The sequence below is a fragment of the Rheinheimera texasensis DSM 17496 genome (genome assembly GCF_000711985.1).
GTDB classification, from domain to species: Bacteria; Pseudomonadota; Gammaproteobacteria; order Enterobacterales; family Alteromonadaceae; genus Pararheinheimera; species Pararheinheimera texasensis.
Window position 1 is genome coordinate 1,096,991 of the sequence record NZ_KL544005.1, and the last position, 11,585, is coordinate 1,108,575.

At 53.7% G+C, this 11,585-nt stretch carries 10 protein-coding genes; 6 read left to right on the forward strand and 4 right to left on the reverse strand.

Annotated elements, in window-relative coordinates; genetic code table 11:
* Positions 1-12: 12 nt before the first annotated feature.
* Positions 13-969, reverse strand: a complete 957-nt coding sequence (dapA, locus tag Q399_RS0115445) for a 4-hydroxy-tetrahydrodipicolinate synthase (RefSeq protein WP_245612898.1) — start codon at positions 967-969, stop codon at positions 13-15.
* Between the two features lie 86 nt (positions 970-1,055).
* Between dapA and Q399_RS0115450 the strand changes: the two genes are divergently transcribed.
* Positions 1,056-2,333, forward strand: coding sequence for an NAD(P)/FAD-dependent oxidoreductase (locus tag Q399_RS0115450; protein WP_031569930.1), 1,278 nt, complete (start codon positions 1,056-1,058; stop codon positions 2,331-2,333).
* Here the strand turns inward: Q399_RS0115450 and rarD are convergent.
* Together rarD and Q399_RS0115460 are read right to left on the reverse strand one after the other, a co-directional pair.
* Complete coding sequence (gene rarD / locus Q399_RS0115455; protein ID WP_031569932.1) at positions 2,330-3,241, reverse strand: EamA family transporter RarD; 912 nt, start codon at positions 3,239-3,241, stop codon at positions 2,330-2,332. The two genes, Q399_RS0115450 and rarD, sit on opposite strands and share 4 nt — an antisense overlap.
* 296 nt (positions 3,242-3,537) lie before the next feature.
* Entirely contained in the window at positions 3,538-3,990 is a 453-nt protein-coding gene (locus Q399_RS0115460) for a thioesterase family protein (RefSeq protein WP_031569934.1), read from the reverse strand.
* A gap of 222 nt (positions 3,991-4,212) precedes the next feature.
* On the opposite strand from Q399_RS0115460, the gene Q399_RS0115465 reads away from it, so the two are divergent.
* The 3 genes from Q399_RS0115465 (at position 4,213) to Q399_RS0115475 (ending at position 7,410) form a co-directional block, all read left to right on the forward strand.
* Complete coding sequence (locus tag Q399_RS0115465; protein ID WP_031569935.1) at positions 4,213-4,902, forward strand: heavy metal response regulator transcription factor; 690 nt, start codon at positions 4,213-4,215, stop codon at positions 4,900-4,902.
* Positions 4,886-6,334 (forward strand): heavy metal sensor histidine kinase, encoded by a 1,449-nt coding sequence (locus tag Q399_RS0115470; RefSeq protein WP_051686061.1) that lies wholly within the window; start codon positions 4,886-4,888, stop codon positions 6,332-6,334. Before Q399_RS0115465 ends, Q399_RS0115470 begins: the two co-directional genes overlap by 17 nt.
* Positions 6,335-6,450: 116 nt before the next feature.
* On the forward strand, positions 6,451-7,410 hold the full coding sequence (locus tag Q399_RS0115475) for an aspartyl/asparaginyl beta-hydroxylase domain-containing protein (RefSeq protein ID WP_031569939.1): 960 nt from the start codon (positions 6,451-6,453) through the stop codon (positions 7,408-7,410).
* A gap of 74 nt (positions 7,411-7,484) precedes the next feature.
* Here Q399_RS0115475 and Q399_RS0115480 read toward each other — a convergent pair whose 3' ends face one another.
* Positions 7,485-9,305, reverse strand: a complete 1,821-nt coding sequence (locus Q399_RS0115480) for a M61 family metallopeptidase (RefSeq protein ID WP_051686062.1) — start codon at positions 9,303-9,305, stop codon at positions 7,485-7,487.
* Between the two features lie 304 nt (positions 9,306-9,609).
* On the opposite strand from Q399_RS0115480, the gene Q399_RS0115485 reads away from it, so the two are divergent.
* Both Q399_RS0115485 and Q399_RS22490 read left to right on the forward strand, forming a co-directional pair.
* Entirely contained in the window at positions 9,610-10,125 is a 516-nt protein-coding gene (locus Q399_RS0115485; protein WP_031569943.1) for a PAS domain-containing protein, read from the forward strand.
* Entirely contained in the window at positions 10,100-11,566 is a 1,467-nt protein-coding gene (locus Q399_RS22490) for a methyl-accepting chemotaxis protein (protein ID WP_051686063.1), read from the forward strand. The genes Q399_RS0115485 and Q399_RS22490 overlap by 26 nt, the downstream gene beginning before the upstream one ends.
* Positions 11,567-11,585 lie beyond the last annotated feature (19 nt).

The following is an 11,585-nucleotide window of genomic DNA, read 5'->3' on the forward strand; positions in this document are numbered from 1 at the left end:
TGGGCCGGGCTGTTATTGATTCAGCAAACGCTGATAGTGGCTCAGATCCGGCCGGCTCGCGAGTGCATCAGCCACAACTTTTTCCACATAAGCACGTTCGTCGCCGATCAGCGTCAGCCGTGGCAGACGCACTTGCTCACTGCCGCGCCCAACCAATTGCTCGGCAAACTTGATGCATTGCACCAGCGTCGGGATCGTATCGAGCCGCAGCAACGGCATAAACCAGCGGTAAATCTCGCGCGCTTCTTTTAAGTAACCGGCGCGGGCCAGCGCAAATAAGGTCACGGATTCACGTGGAAACACATTGGTAAGGCCCGAGATCCAACCGGTGGCGCCAAGCAGTACAGATTCGAGTGCTATATCGTCAACGCCACAGAAGATAATAAAACGCTCACCAAACCGGCTTTGCAGCTCAGTGATGCGACGGGTATCTGTGGTCGATTCTTTAATCGCCACGATATTCGGCTCTTCCGCCAAAATCGCCGTCATCTGCAGATTAATATCCACGCCATAACTGACCGGATTGTTGTAAATCATAATCGGCAAGTTGGTGGCGCGGGCAACCGTCTGGTAATGCACCAGCACTTCGCGATCAGTGCCGCGATAAACCACTGCCGGCAGCAGCATAATGCCCGACACGCCAATCTGTTCAGCGGCCTGCACATAGGTCACTGCATCTGTTGCGCTATGCTCGGTACAACCAGCAATCACCGGAATACGGCCGGCGACGGTTTGTACGGTATGACGCAAAAATTCCAGTTTTTCCGCCGCGCTTAGTGAAGCATTCTCGCCGATAGTGCCAAGCGCAATGATGCCGTCGATGCCATCTGCAATCAGCTGTTCCAGCATGCGCTGGTTGGCAGCAAAGTTAATAGTTCCATCGGCATGAAACTGGGTAGAAATCGCCGGAAATACACCGGCCCATTGCGGGCGATTGGCCATTACCGGGGTAGACAAAGCAGCAGACATCACAGCACTCCTGAAATACAGTTTGACGAACCATTCGATATTTAGGATATTGTATACAATCCTCTAAAAGCAAGAGAATTCGACAAATGGATACAGAGGCAAAGGTCAAAGTTGCAGTGATTGGCGCCGGTATAGTCGGCCTGACGACCGCATTGCAATTGCAGCGCGCTGGTCTTTCAGTGGTGCTGCTGGATGCGCAGGGCCCTGGCAGCGGCTGTTCGCGCGGTAACGCCGGTCACTTCGCGACAGAACAGGTGTTTCCGCTGGCATCCATCGCGGTACTGCGCCAGCTGCCGGCCATGCTGCTGGACCCGACAGGCCCGCTGCGGCTGCGCGCCGGATATTTTTTTAAAGCCCTACCCTGGTTGCTGCGTTTTGTTGCCAACGTGCGGCCTAGCCGGCAGCAGGCCCTGCAACGGGCGCTGAGTGTATTAAACGCGCAGGCGCTGCCCGCCTGGCAACGGCTGTTGCCGCAGGCAGAAGCGACGGATTTAGTGCAGTTTCGCGGTGCTTTGCTGGTGTCGGAGCAACCCGGTTTAATCGACCTGGCGCAAACCTTTCGTCAATACAAAGAAGCAGGGATCAGCGTGAAATGGCTGGAACAAGCGGCCTTGCGTGCCCGTGAACCGGCTCTTAGTTCTCAGGTTCAGGGCGCTATTGAATTTCCGGAAGTGGCGCATACAGTAGACCCTTATGCGCTGTGTTTGCAGCTTTATCAACAATTTGTCGCTTTGGGTGGCCAATTCCGCCAGCAACAGGTGCAGCGCATCCGGCCATGCAACAACGGCTATCAGCTTGATCTGGTGCCAGAGCCGAATATCCCGCAAACAGGCCCGGGCGAGCTGGCCCTGCAGGTCAGCCAGCTGGTGATCTGTGCCGGCGCTGCATCGCATCGGTTATGTGCAGATCTGGGTTATCAGGTACCGCTGGAGTCAGAGCGCGGCTACCATCTGATGACGCAAAGCCGGCCGCTACAAAGCCCGGTCAGTTCGCTGGAGCGCAAGTTTATTATGACACCGATGCAGCATGGCTTGCGGCTGGCCGGCACTGTGGAATTTGCCGGCATCAACAGTGCACCGGACTATCGACGGGCCAGCGTGTTATTGAAACACGCCAATCAGCTGCTGGCAGAACCAACCTCGGCTAATCCGGCGCTGGAACCCTGGGCCGGTAACAGGCCGTCATTACCGGATTCGCTGCCGGTATTGGGCGCCGCGCCGCGCCATCCAGGGGTTTACTTAAACTTTGGCCATCAGCATCTGGGGCTGACCTGGGCGGCGCTGACTGCCGAAATCACCGGTGCGCTGCTGCTGCGGCAGACACTGGAACTGGATCTCAGCCCCTATCGCATCGACCGGTTTTAATGCGCTGTGGATGGCGCCTGACGTGGGCGACGTAAATGCCGCCAGGCGTCGAATGAGTACAGACACAAGGCGGTCCAGATAAAACCGAAAGTCAGTAATTTGCTCGGGTCCAGCGGTTCGTTGTACAAAAACACGCCAAAAATAAACATAAAACTGGGGCCGATGTACTGAAAAAAGCCCAGCGTCGATAACTGCAGCCGTTTCGCTGCGCCGATAAAACACAGCAACGGCACTGTCGTCACCACGCCGGCGGCAACCAGCCACAAGTTCAGGCTCAATGGGTTTTGTGTCAGGTCAGCATAAGGACTGTCCGCGAACTGGCTCCAATACAACAGCGCCAGCGGCATCAGCAACAATGACTCAATAAACAGGCCACCAATCGCATCAGTCGCCAGCTTTTTGCGGAACAACCCGTACAGCGCAAAACTGCCGGCCAGCACCAGTGCTATCCAGGGCAAAGAACCAAAATGGATCAGCTGCAACAACACACCACTAAAGGCCAAAGCCACTGCGGCCCACTGCGCCGGTCGCAGGCGCTCGCCGAGGAATAACATGCCGAGCAGAATATTCAGCAGCGGATTGATGTAATAACCGAGACTGGCATCCAGCATATGGTGATTATTCACCGCCCAGATAAACAAGCCCCAATTCCCAGCCAGTAACAAGGCGGTGCCAAGCATCGCCAACACCATTTTTGGCTTTTGCAGTACCGCAACGACTTTGGGCCATTGCTGTAATAAAGTCAGCACCAGAGCCAATAAGGCAAAAGACCAAACGATACGGTGCAGCAGAATTTCTGCCGCCGGCACTTCATCAATCTGTTTGAAATATAACGGGGCAACGCCCCATAGGGTGTAAGCAGTGGCGGCAAAAGCACCGCCGATTTTCTGTTCGCGCGTCAGTGACATGAGGAAATTCGCCTTGCTCCGGTCACTGCGGCGTTTTATCCGATATAAAACTGCAGGGCCGGCAAAGCGGCATTTTAACGGATGTCTGAGGATACCGATACTTGTACCCTGGCAACGGATTGTTTCCCGTAGGTGTTGCGCACCCCGTCGCCCGGACCTTCGCAGAGCTCAGAACAGCCTTTCGCAGAGCTCAAGGCGCTTTTCCGGCAGCAGGCAACATTGGTTGCCTGCTGAAATCCCGGATTCGCCGTAAAAACGGCAACAGGCAACGCAGGTTGCCTGTTTAGATCCCGTTTTTACCCCACCAGATATGTACCGGTGCCGAGGGCGATGTGCAGGCCTTCGTTATTGTGCAGCTCCATCCGGCAAACGCAGACTTTGTTGCCGGAGCGGATCACTTGCGCCGTGGCGATAAATTCGTCACCACGGCCTGGCCGCAGATAGTCGGTGCGGATATCGATAGTGCTCATTTTGCCAAGTTTGGCGGCCAGCTGGGCGTGATCTGTGGTGTCGAGGCGCACCAGCGCGCTCGACACTGCCATAATACCGCCCACCACATCCAGCACTGAGGCAATCACACCACCATGCAGAATTTGCTGCACCGGATTGCCGACCAGCTCGGTTTTCCACTCAAAGCGCACTTCGGCACGTTCGGCCGAAAACTCGGTGACCCGCAGCCCTAACAGCTGATTAAACGGCATTTGCTGAAACACTGAGGCAATAAATGGCAGTAAATCAGAAGTTTGCATGCGGATACTCCGGGCGACGGCTATTGGATTTCACTGGTAAGAGCAGTTAAGTTACTGCGACATCACGTTGCTGTAAAGCGACACCACTACCACAGCATCGCCTGCCAAAGCACAACAGATGACAGTTTTGTCATCCGGTTGTCATCTGGTTGTTGGCTGCACGACGTCACCCTAAGCTGTTATGCTACAGCGGCTCAAAGCCAGGATCTGAAGAGACATCCGATGCGTTTATTGATTGTCGAAGATGAAGTGAAAACCGGAGATTACCTGAAACAGGGTTTTACCGAAGCCGGTTTTAATCCAACTTTATGCCGCAATGGCCTGGACGGTCATCATCTGGCGATGACCGAAGAGTTTGAGCTGATTATCCTGGATGTGATGTTGCCGGACGTTGATGGCCTGCGTATTGTCAAAGCACTGCGTCAGGCCAACCGCCATACGCCGGTGTTGCTGTTAAGCGCGTTGGATACTGTCGATGACCGGGTGCGCGGGCTGGAACTGGGTGCCGACGATTATCTAGTAAAACCTTTTGCTTTCAACGAGTTACTGGCACGGGCCCGCACTTTACTGCGCCGTGGTCAGCTGGCGCCGCAGGCTGACCGCTTGCAGGCTGCCGATTTAGTGCTGGAGATCAGCAAACATAAAGCCAGCCGCGGCGGAAAAAAACTCAATCTGACACCAAAAGAATTCGCTTTACTGGAGCTGCTGCTGCGTCGCGAAGGCGAAGTGCTGCCGCGCTCGTTGATTGCCAGCCAGGTCTGGGATATGAATTTTGATTCCGACACCAACGTCATTGATGTCGCAGTACGACGCTTACGCAGCAAAGTGGACGACGACCAAGCTTTGAAACTCATTCACACCGTGCGCGGCATGGGCTACAAGCTGGAGGTACCGGATGCCGACGCCAGCTGAGCCATCGCAGCCACAACCGCGGCCATTATCGCTCGCCACCCGGGTGATGTTATTTGTCGCCGCCGCCGTTTTACTCTGTGCCGGCTTGCTGGCGACTATGCTGCAAAACTCCATTGAAGCGCATTTTGCTGAACAGGACGCCGGCGAACTACAGGCGGTGGCGCATTCAGTGCTGCACACGCTGCAAGACCCGGCGCTGCAACCGCAGCAACATCATGCCAGTCTGCATCAGGTGTTAACTGGTCATCATCAGACTTATTATCTGGTGCTGGACGCGACAGAAAAACCAACCCTCAGTGCCGATGGCGCAGATTTAACACCGTTATTTCGTCTGACCCGCCCTGTCAGTCAGATCACGCCAGCCGACCTTATCAGCTGGGATCAGGGCGCACATACTTATCGCGGCGCAATTTTGCAGGGGCCACGAGGCCTGCAAATCGCCGTGGCGATGGAAATGGAATTTCATCTGCACTATCTGCATCTGCTGCGCTGGACTTTATGGCTGACCATCGCCGCTGCCGTTGCACTGATTTTACTGGCAGCCTGGCTGGGCGTGCGACAGGGCTTGTTGCCGCTGCGCCAGCTCAGCAGTGATATCCGCCAGATCAGCACCGAAAAACTGCATTTGCGGCTGGAACCGGGTCAGGTACCGGTGGAACTGGCTGAACTGGTGCAAAGTTTTAATCAGATGATTGAAAACCTGCAGCAAGGCTTCAGCCGGCTATCGGAGTTTTCGGCCGACATCGCCCATGAACTGCGCACGCCGCTCAGTAACCTCATCACTCAGACGCAGGTCAGCCTCAGTAAAGACCGCAGCCTCGAGGAATATCGCGAACTGCTGTATTCCAATCTGGAAGAGCAGGAGCGGCTGGCAAAAATGGTCAGCGACATGTTGTGGCTGGCCAAAACTGACCATGGGCTGATTAAACTGCAGCCGGAAGCGGTTGCGTTAGAACCCCTGTGCCGGCAGCTGTTTGAGTTTTTTGAGTTTATCGCTGACGAACGCAATATCCGCCTGCAGTATCAAGGCCCCGCGGTTTCACTTCGGGCCGACAAAGTGATGCTGCAGCGCGCGCTGTCGAATCTGCTGTCCAATGCCATCCGGCATGCCGACGCCGACAGCACAGTCTGGATCCGGGTCAACACGCTGGCCGGCCACCTGGAGATATGTATCCGTAACTGTGGTCCTGTGATAGCGCCGGAGCATTTACCACGGCTGTTTGAACGCTTTTACCGCGCAGATCCTTCACGGCAACGCCACAGTGAAGGGGCTGGTCTTGGCCTTGCCATGGTGCAATCGATAGTGACACTGCACGGCGGTGAAATCAGCGCTGTTTCTGTGCCGGATGCGGCGCAAAGTCCCGGTCATGGTAACACCGATTTTATCCTGCGCTGGCCTCTGGACAAGCGCCCGCTGAACCAGCTAAGTTAACCAGAGCCGGAGTTTTGTCCGGCGCTGTCATCGAGTCGTCATCCATCTGTGCTGAGCTAAGCCACAGCGAACTTGTGCAGCCAGCCACAGGCATAACAATAACAACAAGGATCTTTATGCTGTTCACACTGTTTATTTTCTGCTGGTTTTCAGCCACGATTTTTTATGTCTATCGCTTACGTGGTGACGCCCGTTATCAGAGTTTCAGTCAGTATTTACGCAAGAGCTGGCCGATTTTTGCGCCATTTAACTGCGTGTTATATCTGTTTACCAAACGCAAAGCCCAGGGCGCTTACATCGACCCGGCACAGTATAAAAACCTGCATTTAATTCAACAGCATTACCCGACCATTCTGGCAGAAGCCAAAGCCCTGTTTGACAACAAAGCGTTTTGCCAGACCAATGAACCCGGCAGCCCCGGTTATTACGACGTCGGTTTCCGCACTTTTTTTAAATACGGCTGGAGCAAATTTTACCTGTGCTGGTATGGCTATCAGCACACAAGTGCAAAAAAAACCTGCCCGCAAACGCTGGCAATTTTGCAGCAAATTCCCGAAATCAAAGGCGCGATGTTTTCTATTCTGCCGCCGCATTCGCAGCTGACCATTCACTCAGATCCGCTGGCCTGTTCACTGCGTTACCATTTTGGCCTGATGGTGCCGAATTCACCGGACTGTTTTATTAATGTCGACGGCAAAGCCGCGCACTGGCGCGATGGTGAAGCCTTTATTTTTGATGAGACCTTCCCGCATTTTGTCCGTAATGATACCGACCAGCATCGCCTGATCCTGATGTGCGACATCGAACGCCCGATGTACTGGCCGGGCCGTTTGTTCAATTTCTTTTATGGTTTTCTGGTACGGACCACGGTAGTGCCGAATACGGCCGAGGATAAAGTCGGCAAAGCCAGTGCTTTGTTTGCCAAAGTGTCACCTTTGCTGGGCCAGGGCAAAACGATGAAGAAAACCAAACCGCGCTTATACAAAGTGGTGAAATACAGCCTGAATACCACCTTGCTGGCACTGTTCTATCTGATGTTACACGGCATTTATCAGGTAGTGGCCAGCGTGGTCTGAAAGCCAATTGGCAGATAAATCTGCCATAAAAAAGGCCGGTAAGTTACCGGCCTTTGCGATCTGAATGACCTGTCCTAGAGCTTTTTCGCCCCTAACCAGGCATCACGGCGTTTGATACTGGCGCGGCTGGCTTTTTTATCCAGGCTCAGTTTTAGCGTCGGATCCGCCGCTACGGTGATTTTCACGGTGTGTTCGCGGTCAAAGCGGCGGTACTGCAGAGCGAGCACATCACCGGGGCTTGCTGCTTTGAGCGCAGTGTCGATATCCTCGGCGGAGCGCAGCCGCACCGCGCCAAGCTTTAGCAATAAATCACCGTCGGTGATACCGGCACTGGCCCAGGGACTGCCGTCGCGCGACACCGACTGTACCCGCACCGCATCGCCGAAGCTTTCCAGCGTCAAAGGCCCGAGCCAGGCTTTCTCCGCATCTTCCGGCTCCAGCGTTAAGCCCATTTGCGCGAACAAAGCGGCAAAATCCGGCAAGGCCGGGCCATGAACGCTGTCACGAAAAAATGCCGCTGCAAACTCCGCATCGCCACTGACTTCGGCCAGCGCCTGCTGAATATCCGCCAGCTGATAAGGTTGTTCCGGTTTGCCAAATCGTTGCCACATCAACTGCATCAACGCGTCCAAATCGGTGTTGTACTGCGTGCGCAGCGTTAAATCCAGCGCCAGCGCCACGACTTCGCCGTAGGTGTAATACGACAGGAAGTTGTTCGCATAATTACTTTTATCCACCGCCACACCGGCATCGACAAACACAGCCTGCTGGCTGACCGCGGCCGGACCAGACCAACGCCGCGCCGGCGTTTGTAACGTTTGATTTAACGGCTTTTGCACTTTTTCCAGATAAGTGTCTAAATCAAAATGACTGCTGCGCTTTAACGCCAGTTTGCCGTAGTAGTTGGTAAACCCTTCGGCAAACCACAGCGCATCACTCATATTGGTCTGGCTGTAATCAAAAGGTTCGAGGTTTTTTGGCCGGATCCGCTCGACATTCCAGGCATGAAAAAACTCATGGGAAATCGTTTCAATCTGACTGAATTCATTCTGCGCCAGCGAGCTGTCACTGGTCACCACGGTCGAATTCCGGTGCTCCATGCCATCGCCATCGACACCCGGCAAATAGTCGGCGATAAAGGTGTAACGCTGGTTGGCAAAATCCGGCAGTTCACCAAAAATCGCCTGCTGCTGCCTGACCACTGCCTGAGTTTTCTCTAACAGCACTTTGGCTTCATCAGCACTGCCATCGTGATGCAGCGCCAGTTCAATCCGATAAGTTTTGCCACCGGACGGCTGGCTGAAGCTGTACAGCTGATGCTCGCTCAGCTCCAGCGGACTATCCATCAGATAATCGATCTGTGGTGCATTGAGCGAACCATCCGGCTGCGGATACAGCTGAGTCGCAGCCCGCCAGCCTTCGGGCATGGTTTTGAGGCTGACTGTGGCCGGCGCGGCCCGCAACGCCGGGGCAAATAACAGAGATGCGGGCATATTTAAATGCACGTGGCGGCTGTCAATCTGGTTATAGGTGCCGTCGGCATGATTGCCAAACAACAAGTAGCTGACCTGCACTTCGCCCTGATGGCCACTGACCTGCCAGCTGGTCGGCGACATACGCTGCAGCGCCAGTGGGTTGCCCTGCCCATCCAGTGCTTTAAGCGCATAAATATTTTTGGCAAAGTCGTGGCGGGCATAACGCCCTGGCGATGCGGATGACATCTGCAGCAGCAAAGGTGCCGTGTCTGCCACAACAAAACGCGCACTGACAGCTATCTGATGCCGCTGATGACCAGCCAAATCCAGCTGATAAAAACTGTCGGCCCCCGCCGTCCCTGTCAGACCGGCCAGCAACAAGGCCAGCAACAAGGCCAGCGTACAACGATTGAATACCACGATGATGTCCCTCTGCTGAGCAACCAGATTGTGGCCGCCGGCTTATTCATAACTATAAAACCAGTTAATCACAGCGCAGGGCTTTGCCGCAAAGTATTTAGCCGGTCTTTGCTGTGACTGGTCGCATTCTGCTGAATATATGAAGCCGTTGATCTGTATCAGGTCTTTGGGGAATAGTCCGGCAAGGTAAATTAGTTTCTTCTACACTTTCGGAACAAATAACACCGCCTCACAAAGCATCATGGTTTCTGTCAGTTCGGGCCTGTTGCTGTCGTGTCAAACCAAGCTGGGAGAACCGCCGCCTATGCAGTCAAAATCGCCATTGACTGGTCGTGAGATCAGTCTGGACGAGGAGTCATTTATCGTCACAAAAACCGACCGGAATGGCATCATCAGCTATGCAAACCGGACCTTTATGCAAATTTCCGGTTATCGCGAAGCTGAACTACTGGGACAGCCGCAAAATATTGTGCGTCATCCGGACATGCCCAAAGGCCTGTTTAAATACTTGTGGCAACAAATCAGCGCTGGCGAAGAGTGTTTTGCTTATATCAATAACAGAGCAAAAAACGGCGATCATTATTGGGTTTTTGCCAACGTGTCACCGGTGTTCGACAATCAACACCGCCATACCGGTTATTTCTCCTGTCGGCGCAAACCAAAACGAGCCGCTATTGATAAAGTGCTGCCGTTTTACCAGCAGATGCTGCAAATCGAACAACAACAACCGTCCGACCGCGGTGAACAATCCATGCGCTGGTTGATACAAATGATTGAAAAGGACTTTGGCTGCTATGAAAAATTTGTTCTGGGGCTCTAAATTTGCGTTGCTGCTGGTCAGCTTTAACCTGGTTTTATTACTGATTCTCAGTCTGAACAGTATTGCGGCCATCCCCTGGTTTATCTCCTGGGGTCTGTATGGTCTGACGGTGTTTGGCAGTGTTCTGGCATTCCGGCGTATTGCGGTGCCGCTTGGGGTTTTGCAACAAATCCGCGATATTCTGAAACATGCCCGCGACGGCGATTTCAGCGCCCGGATCACCCAGGTCCCCAACATGGGTGAAGTCGGTCAGGTCGCCTGGGAGGTCAATGAAATGTTTGACCAGCTGGAGACTTATTTCCGCGAGGTCGGCACCACTTTTACCCGTGTCGAACAAGAACGCTTTGGCCGGCCAGCGCAGGCCAGCGGGATGAGTGGTGGCTTTCACAAGTCTCTTATAGATATCAACAAGGCCATCGAGCACGTTGAACAGAATTACCGCAATGTGGTGAAAAACCGGCTACTGTCGTCAATGCAGTCAATGAATGCGTCTAACACCAAAAACAATTTACAAATGACGCAGCAGGACTTGTCGCAAATTACTGAGCAAATTGTACAAATTGGTCAAATCGCTTCCGCGACCGCCGAACGGGCCACTGACAGCAGCAGCACCATAACCCAGGTGATGGATAGTTTTGCTGTCAATAAAGCGCGCACTGAGCAAAGCCGTGATGCAGTGCTTGAACTCAATGCGATGGGTGCGCAAATCAACGGCATTCTGGATCTGATTGGCAATATTGCCGACCAGACTAATCTGCTGGCATTAAATGCCGCGATTGAAGCCGCCCGCGCTGGCGAACATGGCCGTGGTTTTGCGGTGGTGGCGCAGGAAGTGAAAACCCTGGCCGAACATACCAAAAAAGCCACCGGCGATATTAATCAGGTGGTCGGCCAGTTCCAGCGTCAAAGTGAAGGTATTTTACTGCATCAGCAACAACTCAATGACAGCGCGGCGGTGATGATGCAGCAACTGGAATCGCTGCAGCAAAGTTTTGTTGCTCTCGCAGCAAATGCCGGACAAGCGCAGCAACAAGTACAAAAAGCCCGCATTACCACTTTCACTTCATTGGTCAAAGTGGATCATATTGTCTACAAACAAAATGCTTATGCGGCCTTTAACGCCGGTACCCAAAGCGCGGAAGCCACTGCTGTTAAAGTCGACCATCAACACTGCCGCATGGGTAAATGGTACCAGGGCGACGGTCGGACTTTATTTGGTCATCTGCCCAGTTATCGCGCATTGGAACAACCCCATCAGCAGGTACATCAAAGCGTGCATCAGATGCTCGATTCCATTGATTTGGACTGGCAGAGAGAGGCCGCAGTGCAGGAACATATTCTGAGCTGTTACCACAACATGGAAACGGCCAGTCAATCGGTATTTATTGGGTTAAATGACCTACAGCAGGAAGCACAGGCAGAATACGACACAACCCATTAAAACAGTTTGCCGCCTTGCG

Coding starts and splice junctions, on each gene's coding strand:
- dapA (WP_245612898.1), bottom strand. CDS start 969: ATGTCTGCTGCTTTGTCTACCCCGGTAATGGCCAATCGCCCGCAATGG.
- Q399_RS0115450 (WP_031569930.1), top strand. CDS start 1,056: ATGGATACAGAGGCAAAGGTCAAAGTTGCAGTGATTGGCGCCGGTATA.
- rarD (WP_031569932.1), bottom strand. CDS start 3,241: ATGTCACTGACGCGCGAACAGAAAATCGGCGGTGCTTTTGCCGCCACT.
- Q399_RS0115460 (WP_031569934.1), bottom strand. CDS start 3,990: ATGCAAACTTCTGATTTACTGCCATTTATTGCCTCAGTGTTTCAGCAA.
- Q399_RS0115465 (WP_031569935.1), top strand. CDS start 4,213: ATGCGTTTATTGATTGTCGAAGATGAAGTGAAAACCGGAGATTACCTG.
- Q399_RS0115470 (WP_051686061.1), top strand. CDS start 4,886: ATGCCGACGCCAGCTGAGCCATCGCAGCCACAACCGCGGCCATTATCG.
- Q399_RS0115475 (WP_031569939.1), top strand. CDS start 6,451: ATGCTGTTCACACTGTTTATTTTCTGCTGGTTTTCAGCCACGATTTTT.
- Q399_RS0115485 (WP_031569943.1), top strand. CDS start 9,610: ATGCAGTCAAAATCGCCATTGACTGGTCGTGAGATCAGTCTGGACGAG.
- Q399_RS22490 (WP_051686063.1), top strand. CDS start 10,100: ATGAAAAATTTGTTCTGGGGCTCTAAATTTGCGTTGCTGCTGGTCAGC.